Annotated in this window: 12 protein-coding genes, 1 tRNA gene, 2 rRNA genes and 2 pseudogenes (1 of these 17 only partly in view); 10 read left to right on the top strand and 7 right to left on the bottom strand. The window is 65.1% G+C overall.

The genetic code is table 11. From position 1 onward, the window contains the following. Positions 1 to 17 precede the first annotated feature (17 nt). Positions 18 to 416, bottom strand: a complete 399-nt coding sequence (locus tag DIZ22_RS16015; RefSeq protein ID WP_048938540.1) for a DUF2946 family protein — start codon at positions 414 to 416, stop codon at positions 18 to 20. Between the two features lie 128 nt (positions 417 to 544). Further along, positions 545 to 2,106 (bottom strand): annotated as a pseudogene (locus tag DIZ22_RS16020) (amino acid permease). Positions 2,107 to 2,258: 152 nt separating this feature from the next. Between DIZ22_RS16020 and pgeF the strand changes: the two are divergent. From pgeF to DIZ22_RS16055, 7 genes are all read left to right on the top strand, one after another. Further along, complete coding sequence (gene pgeF, locus DIZ22_RS16025; protein ID WP_122928398.1) at positions 2,259 to 3,020, top strand: peptidoglycan editing factor PgeF; 762 nt, start codon at positions 2,259 to 2,261, stop codon at positions 3,018 to 3,020. A gap of 54 nt (positions 3,021 to 3,074) precedes the next feature. Then, positions 3,075 to 3,860 (top strand): FCD domain-containing protein, encoded by a 786-nt coding sequence (locus DIZ22_RS16030; RefSeq protein WP_048938538.1) that lies wholly within the window; start codon positions 3,075 to 3,077, stop codon positions 3,858 to 3,860. 154 nt (positions 3,861 to 4,014) lie between these two features. Beyond that, complete coding sequence (locus tag DIZ22_RS16035) at positions 4,015 to 6,102, top strand: PQQ-dependent dehydrogenase, methanol/ethanol family (RefSeq protein ID WP_122928399.1); 2,088 nt, start codon at positions 4,015 to 4,017, stop codon at positions 6,100 to 6,102. After that, a complete protein-coding gene (locus DIZ22_RS16040) occupies positions 6,102 to 6,773 on the top strand; it encodes a carbon monoxide dehydrogenase subunit G (protein WP_122928400.1) in 672 nt (223 codons plus the stop codon). The genes DIZ22_RS16035 and DIZ22_RS16040 overlap by 1 nt, the downstream gene beginning before the upstream one ends. Further along, a complete protein-coding gene (locus DIZ22_RS16045; RefSeq protein ID WP_122928401.1) occupies positions 6,770 to 7,639 on the top strand; it encodes an FAD binding domain-containing protein in 870 nt (289 codons plus the stop codon). The genes DIZ22_RS16040 and DIZ22_RS16045 overlap by 4 nt, the downstream gene beginning before the upstream one ends. Further along, positions 7,636 to 8,115: a (2Fe-2S)-binding protein gene (locus DIZ22_RS16050; protein WP_017501957.1), complete on the top strand. Its 480-nt coding sequence runs from the start codon at positions 7,636 to 7,638 to the stop codon at positions 8,113 to 8,115. Before DIZ22_RS16045 ends, DIZ22_RS16050 begins: the two co-directional genes overlap by 4 nt. Then, positions 8,112 to 10,826 (top strand): xanthine dehydrogenase family protein molybdopterin-binding subunit, encoded by a 2,715-nt coding sequence (locus DIZ22_RS16055; protein WP_122928402.1) that lies wholly within the window; start codon positions 8,112 to 8,114, stop codon positions 10,824 to 10,826. Before DIZ22_RS16050 ends, DIZ22_RS16055 begins: the two co-directional genes overlap by 4 nt. On the opposite strand, the gene DIZ22_RS16060 is transcribed toward DIZ22_RS16055, so the two are convergent. Next, a complete protein-coding gene (locus DIZ22_RS16060) occupies positions 10,823 to 11,080 on the bottom strand; it encodes a CoA transferase (RefSeq protein WP_122928403.1) in 258 nt (85 codons plus the stop codon). The two genes, DIZ22_RS16055 and DIZ22_RS16060, sit on opposite strands and share 4 nt — an antisense overlap. Between DIZ22_RS16060 and DIZ22_RS16065 the strand changes: the two genes are divergently transcribed. The 3 genes from DIZ22_RS16065 to DIZ22_RS16080 all read left to right on the top strand — a co-directional run bounded on the left by DIZ22_RS16065 (position 11,052) and on the right by DIZ22_RS16080 (position 13,643). Next, positions 11,052 to 11,477: a family 78 glycoside hydrolase catalytic domain gene (locus tag DIZ22_RS16065; protein WP_164488901.1), complete on the top strand. Its 426-nt coding sequence runs from the start codon at positions 11,052 to 11,054 to the stop codon at positions 11,475 to 11,477. The genes DIZ22_RS16060 and DIZ22_RS16065 overlap by 29 nt on opposite strands. Further along, complete coding sequence (locus DIZ22_RS16075; protein WP_164488902.1) at positions 11,470 to 12,333, top strand: hypothetical protein; 864 nt, start codon at positions 11,470 to 11,472, stop codon at positions 12,331 to 12,333. The genes DIZ22_RS16065 and DIZ22_RS16075 overlap by 8 nt, the downstream gene beginning before the upstream one ends. A 159-nt stretch (positions 12,334 to 12,492) precedes the next feature. Further along, a protein-coding gene (locus DIZ22_RS16080; protein ID WP_107917615.1) for an IS3 family transposase occupies positions 12,493 to 13,643 on the top strand; the annotation gives its coding sequence in 2 pieces (ribosomal slippage) (positions 12,493 to 12,745 and positions 12,745 to 13,643; 1,152 coding nt in all). A 27-nt stretch (positions 13,644 to 13,670) separates the two neighbouring features. Here DIZ22_RS16080 and DIZ22_RS16085 read toward each other — a convergent pair. From DIZ22_RS16085 to DIZ22_RS16100, 4 genes and pseudogenes are all read right to left on the bottom strand, one after another. Continuing rightward, positions 13,671 to 13,840: pseudogene (locus DIZ22_RS16085) on the bottom strand (IS5/IS1182 family transposase); the annotation flags it as partial. Positions 13,841 to 13,924: 84 nt separating this feature from the next. After that, positions 13,925 to 14,001 (bottom strand) — tRNA-Met (locus DIZ22_RS16090). Between the two features lie 110 nt (positions 14,002 to 14,111). Continuing rightward, a 5S ribosomal RNA gene (gene rrf / locus DIZ22_RS16095) occupies positions 14,112 to 14,226 on the bottom strand. 176 nt (positions 14,227 to 14,402) lie between these two features. Then, positions 14,403 to 16,726, bottom strand: a 23S ribosomal RNA gene (locus DIZ22_RS16100); it runs 468 nt beyond the window's last position.

A 16,726-nucleotide genomic window follows, 5' to 3' on the forward strand; every position in this document is an offset into this window, starting at 1 on the left:
GCACGGCCATGGTCGGATCAGGCGGGTGGTCCGCGCAAAGGGGGACGCAGATGGCCGATGCGCACAAGCGCAGGCGGCCGCACCGGCGCGAAGCCGAGCAGCAGCACGAAGGCGAGCGCCAGCACCAGGATCAGCGGATCGGCGCCGCCGAGCGAAACCATCGAGAGCGCGCCATAGGGACATGTGCGCTTGGCGGCATCGGCCGGCTGATGATCGGGATCGGCCTGCAACGGGACGATCAGTTGCGAGGCAGTACTGCCGATCGCAGCATCATGGCAGAACTGGATGACCAGGGTGCGCTGCTGCTGCGCCAGCATGAAGCCGCCGGGCAGCAAGGCCTTCATGCACAGCGCCAGCAGGACAAGCGCCAGCGCTTGCCCCCGATGCTGCTGAAGATAGGCGCGCAGGCTCCCCATGAGGACGGCCTAGCCCGGCCCCTGCCCCCTGTCACCAAGACAAAAGGTCGCAGGGGTCGGGCCGGCAGCGGCACCCAAGAAAAAAGGGGCGGTTTCCCGCCCCTTCCTTCCATCGATCGTCAGGCCGATCAGGCGTCCTGGCCGCCCGGCGTGTGCGCGCCCGGCAGCGGCGGCACCGGCTGAGGCGGGATGCCCGCGCCAGCCTCTGCCACATCGACCACGCCCCGGCCGACATGGCTGCGGCTGCGGCTATAGGCGAAATAGACGATCAGGCCGAGCGTCGCCCAGCCGACGAACATCAGCTTGGTTTCAACGCCCAGGCTCCAGAAGAGATAGGCGCAGCCGGCGATGGCGATCGGCGCGGTGATGTAGATGGCCGGGGTGCGGAACGGACGCTTGCGGTCCGCATCGGTCTTGCGCAAGCGCATCACCGCGATCGACACGGCGGCGAAGGCGAAGAGCGTGCCCGAGTTGGAGATGTCCGCCAGAATGCCGACCGGGAAGAAGGCGGCGAACAGCGCCACGAAGATGCCGGTCAGGATGGTGATGACGTGCGGCGTCTTGTAGGTCGGATGCACCTTCGAGAAGAGTTCCGGCAGCAGGCCGTCGCGGCTCATGACGAAGAAGATGCGGGTCTGGCCGAACATCATCATCAGGATGACCGAAGGCAGGGCCAGGCCGGCGGCGAGGCCGAGCAGGTTGCCGATCTGGGGCCAGCCGATTTCACGCAGGGTCCAGGCCAGCGCTTCCTTCGAGCAGGTGACGGCTTCGGTGCCGGCAGCGGCCAGCGCGGCGCACTGCTGCGACAAAGCGGTCGAGCCGGGAGCCAGCACTTCGCCGGCCGGGCCATAGACCGGCTGCGCACCGACGGTGCCGATCACGCCGGCGGCCACCAGCATGTAGAAGATGGTGCAGATGGCGAGCGAGCCAATGAGGCCGATCGGCATGTTGCGCTGCGGATTCTTGGTTTCCTCCGCTGCGGTCGAAACCGCGTCGAAGCCGACATAGGCGAAGAAGATCGAGGCGGCGGCGGCCGACACGCCCGAGAAGCCGAGCGGCATGAACGGGGTGAAGCCCTTCATGTTCATGACCGGCACCGACAGGACGATGAACAGGGTCAGCGCCGACACCTTGATCGCGACCAGCACCGCGTTGACGGTGGCGCTTTCCTTGGTGCCGATGACCAGCAGCCAGGTGACGAGCGACGCGATCAGCATCGCCGGCAGGTTGACCATGCCGCCATCGAACGGCCCGCGCGTCAGCAGATCGGGTATGTCGAGATGGAAGGTATGTTCGATCAGGCCGACCACATAGCCGGACCAGCCCACCGACACGGCGCCGGCGGCGACCGCATATTCGAGGATCAGCGCCCAGCCGACCATCCAGGCGATGAGTTCGCCCATCACCGCATAGCTGTAGGTATAGGCCGAACCCGAGACCGGGACCATGGCGGCCATTTCGGCGTAGCAGAGCGCGGCGACCGCGCAGACGAAGCCGGCAATGACGAAGGAGAGCATCATGCCCGGCCCCGCCTTTTGCGCGGCTTCGGCCGTCAGCACGAAAATGCCGGTGCCGATGACGGCGCCGATGCCCAGCATGGTGAGTTGGAATGCGCCCAGTGAGCGATGCAGTGATTTTTCTCTGCCGTCGCCAATATGGCGTCGAGAGGCTTAACGCGCCCGAAAATCATCAATGAAACCCTTTATTGGAGTCTTCTGCCCGGGCGACGCGTTAGCCGCCCCCCCTTTTCTGTGGGACGGGAGACTATCGCCTAATCCGCCATGCGCAAGTATGTTGCGCTTCTGAGACATGCTTCTTCACTGAACGCGCGAAGGAAATTTTATGATCGAGTTGCTGCGGGCGCCCGCGCTGGGCGATGTCCCGCATGGCTTTGCCGGACGACAGGGGGGCGTATCGACCGGGGTGTGCGCCGGTTTGAATGTCGGGCTGGGGTCGGAGGATGACCGGCTGGCGATCCTGCGCAACCGCGATCTGGCGCGTGACGCGCTGCTGCCCGGCGCCACGCTGGTGACGGTGCGGCAGGTCCATTCGCCCGATGTCGTGACCGTGACCGCGCCGATCGCCGAGGATGAACGGCCCGAGGCGGATGCGATGGTCACCCGCACGCCGGGGCTGATCCTGGGCATATTGACCGCCGACTGCGTGCCGGTGCTGTTTGCCGACAGGGAAGCCGGCGTGATCGGCGCGGCCCATGCCGGCTGGAAGGGCGCGATCAGCGGCGTCACCGACCGGACGATCGCGGCGATGGAGATGCTGGGCGCGACGCGCGCGGGCATTGCCTGCGCCATCGGCCCCTGCATCGGGCGCGCTTCCTACGAGGTGACTTTGGACTTTGCCGAGCGGTTCGAGCGGGACGACGCGGACAATGCGCGATTCTTCAGCGCCGGGCGGGCCGGCCACTGCCAGTTCGACATCGCCGCCTATGTCGCGTCGCGGCTGCAGGCGGCGGGGATCGGGCGGATCAGCCTGCTGGACGAGGACACCTATAGCCAGGCCGATCGCTTCTTCAGCTATCGCCGGTCCTGCCATGCGCAGGAAAGCGATTATGGCCGGCAGATATCGATGATCGCCTTACCCAGTTGAACCCGGCTGAGGGGCTTCAAAAGCCGGACAGAGTAGCGCATGAGAGGGGCTGACATGACCAGTTCTTCCCAGACCCTGCCGGACGTCGGCGATGGCAGCCGCCTTTATCAGCAACTGGCCCGGCGGTTGCTCGCGGACCTGGCGGGTGGCCGCTATGCCGTGGGCGACCGGCTGCCGCCCGAGCGCGAACTGGCGATCGAGCATGATGTCAGCCGGCCGACCGTGCGCGAGGCGATCATCGCGCTGGAGGTGCAGGGACTGGTCGAGGTGCGGGTCGGATCGGGTGCCTATGTGGTGCGGATACCCGGCGCCGATCGCCAGGCGGCCGAGGCGCCGCGGTTCAGCATCACCGCCTTCGAACTGATGGAGGCGCGACTGGCGATCGAGGGCGAGGCCGCGGCGCTGGCGGCACTGCATGCCCGACCGGACGAGCTGGACGAACTGGACCGGCTGGTCGAACAAATCGCCAGCGAGAATCTGCGCGATGGCGATGCCTATGCCGTCGACCAGCAATTTCACATGCTGATCGCGCAGGCGACGCGCAACGCAGCGCTGGTCGACAGTGTCGCGCGGCTGTGGGAAATGCGGGCGAGCGCACCGGAATCGCGGCTGCTGCTGGCCAAGGCCCGTGCCGCCAAGGTGACGCCGGTGGTCGAGGAGCATCGCGTCATCGCCCAGGCGATCCGGGCGCGCGATCCGGCAGCCGCGCGGGCGGCGATGCGCGGCCATCTGGCGGCGGTGATCGACCATCTGCTGTTCGCGACCGAGGAGGCCGCGGTCGAGGAAGCGCGCAAGGCGGCGCAATCGACCCGCGCCCGCTTCGCCCCCGGCGCGGACTGATCCCGACAGGGCAAAATTGACAGCGATGATGACAGCACCGGGGCGATGCCCGCGGGCGATGGCCTGCGCCTGCTTGACCGGCTGAGCGACAAAAACTAAACACCTGTTCAGTCAAACGGGCTTCGCGGCAAGCGGGCAGGACGGGAGAGAGCGGATGCTGGGGACGCGCGGGCTGTTTCTGGTGCGGACGGTGGCGGGACTGGCGCTGGCGGCGTCGGCCGCGGGACTGGTGGCGCAGCAGGCGGTGCAGACCGGCACGGGGGCCGACTGGCCGGGCGTCGGCGGCAGCGCCGACGAGAGCGGCTATAGCCAGCTGAGCGCGATCAACACCGCCAATATCCGCAAGCTGGGCCTGGCCTGGTCGCTCGACCTGGAGGGCGAGGTATCGCTGGAAGCGACCCCGCTGGCGGTGAACGGCATCCTCTATTTCAGCGGCAGCTATGGCGCGGTCTATGCCGTCGACGGGGCGAGCGGCAGGCTGATCTGGAAATATGATCCGGAAATCTGGAAGGTCAGTCCGACCCGGCAGGCGATGGGCATGGGCGTCAATCGCGGCGTCGCTTACGACAACGGCCGCATCTTCATCGGCGTGCTGGACGGCCGGCTGATCGCGCTGGATGCGAAAACCGGCGCGGTCGCCTGGAGCGTCAACACCCTGCCACCCGGCACCATGCACAGCCTGACCGGCGCGCCGCGCACCTTCAACGGCAAGGTCATCATCGGCAATGGCGGCGCCGACATCGGCCAGCGCGGCTTCGTCACCGCCTATGACCAGAAGACGGGGGCACAGGTCTGGCGCTTCTGGACGGTGCCGGACAGCCCGGAGCAGAATGCCGGCGACCCGGTGATGGAAATGGCGGCCAGGAGCTGGAACGGTTCCTATTGGAAGACCGGCACCGGCGGCACAGTGTGGAACGGCATGACCTTCGACCCGGAGCTCAATCGCATCTATCTGGGCGTCGGCAATGCCGGCCCTTATGACCCGGAAAAGCGCAGTCCGGGCGGCGGCGACAATCTGTTCGTCGCCTCGATCGTCGCGCTGGACGCCGATAGCGGTAAATATCTCTGGCATTATCAGCAGAACCCCCGCGAAAGCTGGGATTACAAGGCGACTGCCAACATGATCGCCGCGACCGTGACGATCGACGGCCGGCCGCGCAAAGTGCTGATGCAGCAGCCGACCAACGGCTTCTTCTATGTGCTGGACCGCGAGACCGGCAAGCTGATCTCCGCCGAGAAGGTCGGCAAGGTGAGCTGGGCCAGCCATATCGACATGACCACGGGACGCCCGGTGGAGACCGCCAACGTCCATTATCAGGAGGGGCCGGTCGACATCTATCCCAGTACATTGGGCAGCCATAACTGGCAGGCGATGAGCTACAGCCCGCAGACGGGTCTGGCCTATATCCCCTATATGCAGGCCGGCGCCCGCTACGCGAAGGCGGACAAGGGGTTCCTGGCCAGCATCACCGGGGCCAGCGCCAGCTTCATCACGCAAAAGCGCGACAAGGACGACCTGACCGGGGCACTGCTCGCCTGGGATCCGGTGGCGCAGAAGGCGCGCTGGCGCATGACGCGGCCCCATCTGTGGAATGGCGGGACGCTGGCGACGGCGGGCGGGCTGGTGTTCCAGGGCACGGCCGACGGCTATGTCCGCGCGCATGACGCGGCGAGCGGCAAGGAAATGTGGCGCTTCGATGCGGGTCTGGGGATTATCGGCGCGCCGATGAGCTATGCCATCGGAGACACCCAATATGTGTCGCTGCTGGTCGGCTGGGGGGGCACCACGGCGGCGGCCAGCGAGATATTGAATGTCGGCTGGAAATATGGCGCCCAGCCCCGCCGGCTGCTGAGCTTCGCGATCGGCGGCAAGGCGCGGCTGGCGCCATCGCCCCCGCGCGACATGGCGGTCCATGCGCTCGACGATCCCGGCATCGTGCTGGACGAAAAGGCGGTGGCCGCGGGCAAGGAAATGGGCTTCATCTGCGGCGCCTGCCACGGCATGGCGTTCAAGGGGGCCGGCGCGCCGGGACCGGACCTGCGCGAATCCGCCCTGTCGCTGTCGGAGGAGAATTTCTACCAGGTGGTGCAGGAAGGCGCGCTGGCCGAACGGGGCATGCCGCGCTTCCCGCTGGGCAAGGCGCAGATCCACAATATCTGGTCCTATCTGCGCGCCACCGCGCGCGAGGCGCTGGGCACGCGCAAGCCCGATACCGATACGCCGACGGCGGCGCGCTTCTGATGCGGATGACCGGCGAGGAGCGGATCGCCGCACCGCGCGACGCGGTATGGCAGGCGCTCAATGATCCGGCGGTGCTGCGCCAGTGCATTCCCGGCTGCCAGTCGCTGGAGCGTGACGGCGAGGACCGGTTGCGGGCCGAGATCGCGGTGAAGATCGGGCCGATCGGCGCGCGCTTTGCCGGCACCGTCACCCTGTCGGAGATCGACGCCCCCAATGGTTATCGCATCAGCGGTGAGGGCCAGGGCGGCACGGTGGGGCATGCAAGAGGTGGCGCGAAGGTGACGCTGGCCGACGATGGCCGGGCCACGCGCCTGTCCTATGCGGTGGAGGCCGAGGTCGGCGGCCGGCTGGCGCAACTGGGCGGGCCGATCATCGACGCGACGGCGAAGCAGCTTGCGGGACAATTTTTTCGCAACTTCAACGCAGTGGTCAGCGGCGCAGGCGCGCCGGCGGAGGATGGTCCGGTCGCGGCGGTGACGGCGCCGGTGCTGGCCGCTCCATCGGCGGGCGGCCATCCCTGGGGCTGGATCATCGCGCTTTTGCTGGCGCTGGCGACCGGGGTGCTGCTGGAGCGCAGCGGCGTGGCGGGCACCGGCATGGTAGCGATCGGCCTGTTGCTGGCGGTGACGGCGCTGGCCGGGTTCGAGGCCGGGCGCAGGGGGCGGCGATGAAGCCCGCGCCGTTCGACTATGTCCGCGCCACCAGCATCGACCATGGCTGCGCGCTGCTTGCCGAGGCCGGCGGCGGCGCACAATTGCTGGCGGGCGGCCAGACGCTGATGCCGTTGCTGGCGCTGCGCATGAGCCAGCCCTTCATCCTGATCGACATCGGCCATCTGCCCGAATTGCAGGGCATCGCCGCCCACGCCGGCGGCCTGCGGATCGGCGCGGCGACCCGGCAGGCCGATGCGCTGGTCCATCCCCTGCTGGCGCAGGCCTTGCCGGTCTTCGTCACGGCGCTGGCCCATGTCGGCCATCACCAGACCCGCAATCGCGGGACGATCGGCGGATCGATCGCGCTGGGTGAACCGGCGGCCGAGATGCCGGCGACGGCGGTGGCGCTGGGGGCCTCCATGACCCTGCGATCGGTGCGCGGCGCGCGGACCATGGCCGCCGACGCCCTCTATCTTGGTCCCTATGCGACCGCGATCGCGCCGGACGAGATGCTGGTGGCGATCGATTATCCGGCCTGGCCGGCGGATGCGGTGCCGCTGTTCCGCGAAGTGGCACGGCGGCCCGGCGATTTCGCGCTGGTCGGGCTGGTCGGCGCGCTGGCGATCGCGGAAGGCCGGATCGAACGGGCCGGCATCGCCTGGTTCGGCATGGGGCCGACACCGATGCGCGCGCGGCAGGCGGAGCAGGCGCTGGTCGGCCAGGCGATCGACCGGATCGATGCGCAGGCCATTGCCGATCTGGCGATCGCCGACAGCGCGCCGTTTGACGACGGCCATGCCAGCGCCGCCTATCGACGCAGCGTCGGCCGGCGCATCTTTGCCAGCAGTCTGGCGCAGGCGCTCGACCGGAGGCTCGCGGCATGAGCGAGCATCGCATTTCGATGATGGTAAACGGCCAGCAGCATCGCGGGCTGGTGGACGGGCGGCTGATGCTGAGCGACTGGCTGCGCGAGGCGGCAGGCTATACCGGCGTGCATGTCGGCTGCGAACAGGGGGTGTGCGGCGCCTGCACGGTGATCGTAGACGGGCGCGCGGTGCGGTCCTGCCTGATGCTGGCGGTGCAGGCCGATGGATGCAGCCTGACCACGGTCGAGGGGCTGGCGGCGGCCGACGGCACGCTCCATCCGGTGCAGCAGGCGCTCAAGGACTGCCATGGCCTGCAATGCGGTTTCTGCACGCCCGGCATCGTCATGACCCTGGCCGCGCTCCGTGCGGATGACTCTCGCCCCGACGAAGAGGCGATGACCGAGGCCATGTCCGGCCATCTGTGCCGCTGCACCGGCTATCAGGGGATACGCCGCGCGATCCGGCAACTGGCGGCGGAGGATGGTGCGCCATGAACGCGCCGCCGATTTCCGCGCAGCGCTTCATCGGCCAGCGCGTGCCGCGCAAGGAGGATGGCCGGCTGCTGACCGGGCGCGGCAGCTTCGTCGACGATATCATCCTGCCCGGCATGCTGCACGCCGCCTTCGTCCGCAGCCCGATTGCGCGCGGCACGATCCGGTCGATCGATACCGACGTCGCGCGTGCCCAGCCCGGCGTCCATGCGGTGCTGACCCAGGCGGATCTGGCGCCGTTCGGCGTCACCATGCTGAGTTTCTTCCTTGGCCCGGTGGAGGTGGCGATGACGCCGCTGGCGGACGGACGGGTCGCCTATGTCGGTCATCCGGTCGCGCTGGTGATCGCCGACGACCGCTATCTGGCCGAGGATGCCGCCAGCCTGGTGGTGGTCGATTATGCCGAGGAAGCGGCGGTCGTCACGCTGGACGATGCGCGCCTTGGCCCCAGGGTGCATCCCGACACCGACGACAATGTCGCCGCGCTGATGGGCGAGGAGGAAGCCGATGCCACGCTGGAAGCCCGGCTGGCGGGCGCGCCGCATCTGGTCAGCCAGTCGATCCGCCATCAGCGCATCGCCCAGTCGCCGATGGAAACGCGCGGCGTGGTGGCGAGCCTGCAGGGCGAGAGCGAATTGCTGGTCCATATCACCTGCGCCGGTCCGCAGCTGGTGGCGCGCTGGCTGACCTTGGCGCTCGACCGGCCGGGGCTGAGCGTGCGGGTGGTGGCCAAGGATGTCGGCGGCTCCTTCGGCCTCAAGAATCATCCCTGGATGGAGGAGGTGTCCGCCATCCTTGCCGCCATGCTGCTGCGCCGGCCGGTCAAGTGGATCGAGGACCGGATCGAGAATCTGACCGCCGCCAACCAGGCGCGCGAGCAGGAAATGACGCTGCGCGCCGCCTTCGACACGGACGGGCGGCTGATCGCCAGCCATGCCGATTATGCGCTCAACAACGGCGCCTATCCGATGGGGGCGGACGCCAATATCGCGGTCCATATGTTCCTGTGGGCGGCCTATAATATCCCCGCCTACAGCTTCGTGTCGCGCGGCTGGTACAGCAACACGCCGGGGCTGGCCGCCTATCGCGGCCCCTGGGCGATCGAGACGCTGGCGCGCGAGACCTTGCTCGACCGAGCGGCGCGGCAGATCGGCATCGATCCGGTGGAGCTACGCCGTCGCAACCTCTGCACCGCCGCCGACCAGCCGTCGGTCACGCCGCTCGGCATCCCGCGCGAGGATATCACGCCGGCGCAATGCCTGGAAAAGCTGCTGGAGGTGGTGGACGTGCCCGCCTTCCGCGCGGAGCAGGCGGCGGCGCGGGCGCAGGGGCGCTATCTGGGCCTGGGCCTAGCCGCCTATATCGAGCCGACCGGCGCGGCCGGCAGCATCGCAGTGATGACCGGCGAACTGGCGCAGTTGCGGATCGAACCGACCGGACGGGTGGTCGCCGTGATGAGCGTCCATTCGCAGGGCCATGGCACCCAGACGACGATGGCGCAGTGCATTGCCGATCAGTTGGGCGTGCCAATCGAGGACGTCACCATCTTCGACGGCGACAGTTCGCGCGGCGGCTTTGGCCCCGGCGCGGGCGGCAGCCGGCAGGGGGTGATAGGCGGCGGCGCGGCGATCCGGGCCGGGCGCCTGCTCGCCGACAAGGTGAAGGTGGTGGCCGCCCATCTGCTCAACGCCAGTCCGGAGGCGATCAGCCTGGCCGACGGGATGGTCCATGTCGCCGGTGCGCCGGAGATGCGGCGGACGCTGCGCGAGATTGCCGAGATCGCCTATGGCGAACCGGGGCGATTGCCGCCGGGCATGGAGACGGGGCTGGAAGCGCAATATCGCTATGATCCGCCGCCCATGACCTTCACCAGCGCGGCCCATGCCTGCATCGTCGAGGTCGATGCCGACACCGGCTTCGTCAGCATCCGGCGCTGGGTCAGCAGCGAGGATTGCGGGGTGATGATCAATCCGGCGGTGGTAGAGGGGCAGATTGCCGGCGGCCTGGCCCAGGCGATCGGCAGCGTGCTGCTGGAGGAGGCCGCCCGCGATGCGCAGGGCAATCCGACGGCGGCGACCTTCAAGGATTATGCGCTGCCGACGATCTTTGACGTGCCCGATTTCGAATATGTCCATGCCGATACGCCGTCACAGGCCGAAGGCGGCTTTCGCGGCGTTGGCGAGGGCGGCTGCATCATCGGCCCGCCGACCCTGGTCAATGCGATCGCGGATGCGCTGGCGCCGTTTGGCGAGGTACCGGTGGACCTGCCGCTGACGCCGGACAAGCTGATGACCGTGATCGAAGGGCAGCCCTGGCCCGAACGTCCGGTCAGTCGCTTCCATCCCGATCATCTGGCGCCGGAGGTCGATGTCCCTGCCCCGGCAGCCCCCTCTCCCCCGCCTGTCGTGCCGGCCGCCCCGGTGGGCATCGGCGGCGCATGGAAGCTGGTGCTGGCGACGCCGATGGGGCCGCAGCCGATGGTGGCGCATTTCGAGGTTACGGGCGACCGGGTGACGGGGCGGCTGGAGGCGGATCAGGGATCGCAGGAATTTGCCGGCACGATCGCCGGCAATCAGGTGGCATGGGAGATGAAGGTGACAAAGCCGATGGCGATCACCCTCAAATATGCCCTGATGTTCGATGGCGACAGCGTAACCGGCAAGTGCAAGATGGGGATATTCGGCACCGTCAAGGTGCGCGGCGAAAGGGCCTAGCCAAATTCGGCGCGTATCCGGGCGCCATGTTCGTCGACATGGGGCGCTGCCGAGGCACCGGCAGTGCGATAGACGCCATGGCGCGCGCCGAGATAGGCATGGGCATTGCGGACCCGCGCCCGCTGCGGCGGACGGCCGCCATCGTTGAGATGGGTAGTCAGCACCTCGAACTGGAAATCGACCATCGCCTCCAGCAGGCTTGTTTCGACATGGCCGCCCACGCCCTTGATACTGCGCCGGACGAGCGCGGCCATTGAGCCACATCGCCCCGGACAATGCCTGGGCCAGCAGATCAGCCTGCGCTTTGCCGAATTGCTGAACCCCGATGGCACCGCCGACCAGTCCAATCTGCGCCGCACCGCATGCACCGACCATGTGATCCTGCGCGGCGATCCCGCCGGCGAGCATTTCGAACCCCGCTTCACCTATCATGGCTTCCGCTATGTCGAGGTGGAGGGCTATTCCGGCAGGCCGACGCTCGACGATATCGCGGCCGTCGTCGTCCCTAGCAATTGCCGTGAAACCGGCGAGATACAGCTGGCCTCCCCCCGCTCTAGCAGATCTCGGACAATGCCCTGCGGAGCCAGCGCTCCAATTTCTTCGCCGTGCCGACCGACTGTCCGCAGCGCGACGAGCGCATGGGATGGATGAGCGACATCCAGGTTTTCTGGATACCGCCGCCTTCAACATGGAGGTCGATCCCTTCATCCGCCGCTTCCTGCTGGAGGCACGCGCTGCGCAGCACCCCGATGACGCCTATCCGATCGTCGTGCCGCAGCCGCTCTCCTTCCCCGATGTCGTGACCGCCGGCTGGAGCGAGGCCGGCATCATCCTGCCCCATGGGCTGTGGCGCCATTATGGCGGTACCGCCGTGATCGACGAGAATTGGGCCGCGATGGAGCAATGGATGGCCGAGATGGCCCAGGCGTCTGGCCGCGCCGCCGACGCCGCCCACTATAAAGCGCTGCGCGCGGCGAGCGGCACGGCCCTTGCGGCCGAGCTGCTGGACGGTGCAGGCAAGGCCGGCAATGGCAGCCAGTGCAGCCAGGTGCTGGCGCTGCATATGGGGCTGGTGCCGGCGGACCAGCAGGTGCAGGCGGCACAAATTCTGGCCCAGGATATTCGCGCGCGCGGCATGACGCTGTCCACCGGCTTCCTCGGTACGCCCTATCTGCTCGACGTGCTCGCCGATGCGGGCGTACGGGACGAGGTGATCGGCCTGCTGCTGCAGACCCGCTATCCCTCCTGGGGCTATATGCCTAGTGTCGGCGCCACCACCGTCTGGGAAAGATGGAATGGCGATGTCGGCGACCTGTCGCACCTGACGCTGAGCGTGCCTGCCAATTGCACGGCGCGGATCAGCCTTCCGGCCAGAGTCTGGCGCGAAGGCAGCCGGGCAGTCGAGGAGCATCCCGATATCCCCGTCCATGCCACGACACCCGAAGGCGTGACGATCGAGGTGGGTTCAGGCCGATATCATTTCATCAGGGACAGGCCCATGACCTGAACAAGACTGTGGCAGTGCGCGCAAACGATGGATCGGAAGACGTGGGGGCACCGGTCATAGCGGGTGGGGACGCGCCGCCAGTCTTTGGGGCAACCTGACGTGTTCCCCTGAAATGTGACCGATTTTGAGTAGAGTCCGACGTAAAGGAGTCGGACGAAGATGAAGCGCAGCAGGTTCAGCGAAGAGCAGATCATCGCGATCTTGAAGGAGCAGGAGGCTGGGATGGCGACGGCGGATGTTTGCCGCCGCCACGGAATCAGCTCGGCGACGTTCTACAAATGGAAGTCGAAGTATGGCGGTCTGGAGGTGTCCGAGGCCCGGCGTCTGCGCACGCTGGAGGAAGAGAACAGCCGGCTGAAGAAGCTGCTGGCCGAGGCAATGCTCGACAACGTGGTGCTGAAGGATCTGGCATCAAAAAAATGGTGACGCCCGGCGCTAAGCGGGATGCCGTCGCCCATGCCCGTGAGCATCACGGGCTGAGCGAGCGTCGGGCGTGCAACCTGGTCGGCGTGAGCCGGCGGGTGATCCGGTATCGATCGTCGCGTCCGGACGATGGTCCGCTGCGACAGCGTCTGCGCGAGTTGGCGGCCGAGCGTCGCCGCTTCGGCTATCGGCGTCTCGGGTATCTTCTGGCTCGCGAGGGCATGACGCCCAACCACAAGAAGCTGCTGCGGGTCTATCGCGAGGAGAACCTGCGGGTCCGTCGCCGTGGTGGCCGCAAGCGCGCCCTGGGCACGCGGGCGCCGATGGTGCTGCCGGACGGGCCGAACCAGCGTTGGTCGCTCGACTTCGTCTCCGACACCCTGACGTGCAGCCGGCGGTTCCGCATCCTGTGCGTGGTCGACGACTACACGCGGGAATGCCTGGCGCTGGTGGCCGACACGTCGCTGTCGGGTGTGCGGGTCGCGCGGGAGCTGACGCGGCTGATTGGGATGCGCGGCAAGCCGCATACGGTGGTCAGCGACAACGGCACCGAGCTGACCTCGTCGGCCATCCTGCGCTGGTCGCAGGAACGGCGGGTCGAGTGGCATTACATCGCACCCGGCAAGCCGATGCAAAACGGCTTCGTCGAGAGCTTCAACGGGCGTCTGCGCGACGAATGCCTCAACGAGACCCTGTTCACGTCGCTGCCGCATGCTCGCTTCGTGCTCGATGCCTGGCGGCACGATTACAACTACGTCAGGCCACACTCGAAACTGGGCGGGAGAACCCCCGCCGAGAAAGCCGGCCAACCTGTCCGGGGGCATGCCCCCGGACAGGTTGCCATCACCTCAACCAACCATCATGAAGGAGCCGGACTCTACCTCTGACTGGTGACAATCAGGGGAGCATGTCAAACCGAACATGATTTCGAGGCGGTTAGGATTCCTCTTATACCGACGGGTGCCGTATTTGACGGGCTTATTGCGGGATTTCCGAGCCGGACAGGGGGCAATCCCTTTTTCCTGCACCGCATTGCGGAACTGTCGGTGTCATAGCCCCGATCGCCCAGCAGCGATTGGGCTTTGTCGCTGGTCTGGTAGGGCGCGGACGCAGAAAAGCCGCCTTGGAGTGGTCCGAGGCGGCGTGCGTGTGTGTTGTGTTGTGAGTTTGGTTGCGGGAGTAGGATTTGAACCTACGACCTTCAGGTTATGAGCCTGACGAGCTACCGGGCTGCTCCATCCCGCGACACTGGGCTTTTGTGTGGCCCTGATACGCAAAAAGGGCGGCTTTGCGGGCCGCCCTGTTTTGTAACATTGTGATGGGTTTTTGATCCGTTGCTATGCGCGTGCTTCAATGCCTGGCGACGCCCTACTCTTCCAGTGCTTGAGCAATAGTACCATCGGCGCAGACTGGTTTCACGGCCGAGTTCGGGATGGGATCGGGTGGGTCACAGACGCTATGGTCACCAAGCAATGAAGCAGGCGCATAACTGCGGGTTTTTAATCGATACCGTGCACTATTCACTTTCACTTGGGAAAGTGAACAACAAGAGCTTGTGTGTTTGTATGTTCGTATATCTGGGCTGGCTTAAAACCACGCCATCAGCGCCTTGGCTGTTTCCAGCATTGTCGTTGATGGTGGGACTCTTAAGCGCGAACAGAGCAATTAGGACTGGTTAGCTCCATGCGTTACCGCACTTCCACATCCAGCCTATCAACGTCGTGGTCTACGACGGCTCGATGAAATCTTATCTTGAGGGAGGCTTCCCGCTTAGATGCTTTCAGCGGTTATCCCGTCCATACATAGCTACCCTGCTGCGCCACTGGCGTGACGACAGGTACACCAGAGGTATGTTCAACCCGGTCCTCTCGTACTAGGGTCAACTCCTCTCAAATTTCGACGCCCACGGCAGATAGGGACCAAACTGTCTCGCGACGTTCTGAACCCAGCTCACGTACCACTTTAATTGGCGAACAGCCAAACCCTTGGGACCTGCTCCAGCCCCAGGATGTGATGAGCCGACATCGAGGTGCCAAACGATTCCGTCGATATGAGCTCTTGGGAATCATCAGCCTGTTATCCCCGGCGTACCTTTTATCCGTTGAGCGATGGCCCTTCCACGAGGGACCACCGGATCACTATGACCGACTTTCGTCTCTGCTCGACTTGTCAGTCTCGCAGTCAGGCGGGCTTATGCCATTGCACTCTAACAGACGGTTTCCAACCGTCCTGAGCCCACCATCGCGCGCCTCCGTTACTCTTTAGGAGGCGACCGCCCCAGTCAAACTACCCGCCACAGAGGGTCCCTGCACCGGATAACGGTGCGAGGTTAGACATCAGAAAACAACAGGGTGGTATTTCACCTATGGCTCCACATCAACTGGCGTCAATGCTTCAAAGCCTCCCACCTATGCTACACAGTTCTTTCCTAATGCCACTCTGAAGCTGCAGTAAAGGTGCACGGGGTCTTTCCGTCTAACCGCGGGTACTCCGCATCTTCACGGAGAATTCAATTTCGCTGAGCATATCCTGGAGACAGTGGGGAAGTCGTTACGCCATTCGTGCAGGTCGGAACTTACCCGACAAGGAATTTCGCTACCTTAGGACCGTTATAGTTACGGCCGCCGTTTACCTGGGCTTCAATTCAGAGCTTGCACTCCTCCTCTTAACCTTCAGGCACCGGGCAGGCGTCAGGCCCTATACGTCGTCTTGAAGCCGACTTAGCAGAGCCCTGTGTTTTTGCTAAACAGTCGCTACCCCCTGGCCTGTGCCCCCCATCAAAAGTTGCCTTAAGATGGGGCCTCCTTCTTCCGAAGGTACGGAGGCAATTTGCCGAGTTCCTTCAGGATACTTCTCTCAAACGCCTTGGTATACTCTACCATTCCACCTGTGTCGGTTTAGGGTACGGTCTATACGGTGGGGCTATTTCCTGGGACCCCTTCACTGCCCGGAGCAATCCAATAAGCCCGAACAATTTACGGCATCCGTCACACACCACCAGGCCCACGAATATTAACGTGGTTCCCATCGACTACCCCCTTCGGGCTCGTCTTAGGGGCCGGCTTACCCTGCTCAGATTAGCTTTAAGCAGGAACCCTTGGAATTTCGGCGAGAGGGCATCTCACCCTCTTAATCGCTACTCATGTCTGCATTCGCACTTCCGATACCTCCACGGTCGGTTACCCTTCCGCTTCAACGGCCTACGGAACGCTCCGCTACCGCTCAGTCAAAGACTGAACCCTAAGCTTCGGTGCATCACTTTAGCCCCGTTACATCTTCGCCGCAGGATCTCTTATTTAGACCAGTGAGCTGTTACGCTTTCTTTAAAGGATGGCTGCTTCTAAGCCAACCTCCTGGTTGTTTTGGAAATCCCACATGCTTTCCCACTTAGTGATGACTTGGGGACCTTAGCTGTAGGTTAGGGCTGTTTCCCTTTTGACGACGGACCTTAGCACCCGCCGTCTGTCTGCCGAACTAGACTCGTTGGTATTCGGAGTTTGGTTAGAATTGGTAGATCTCGCGACCCCCGCATCCATCCAGTGCTCTACCCCCAACGGCAAATATTCGACGCTCTACCTCAATAGATTTCGCGGAGAACCAGCTATTTCCCGGCTTGATTGGCCTTTCACCCCTAAGCACAACTCATCCGACAATTTTTCAACATTGAACGGTTCGGTCCTCCAGTGCGTGTTACCGCACCTTCAACCTGGTCATGCATAGATCGCCGGGTTTCGGGTCTAATGCATCAAACTATGGCGCCCTATTCAGACTCGCTTTCGCTGCGCCTACACCTAACGGCTTAAGCTTGCTTGATACACTAAGTCACAGACCCATTATGCAAGAGGTACGCGGTCAGGTCTCAAGGACCCTCCCACTGCTTGTAGGCATCCGGTTTCAGGTACTGTTTCACTCCCCTCATCGGGGTGCTTTTCACCTTTCCCTCACGGTACTGGTTCACTATCGGTCATGT

It is taken from the genome of Sphingobium sp. LF-16, from assembly GCF_003711185.1.
Lineage (GTDB): Bacteria > Pseudomonadota > Alphaproteobacteria > Sphingomonadales > Sphingomonadaceae > Sphingobium > Sphingobium yanoikuyae_A.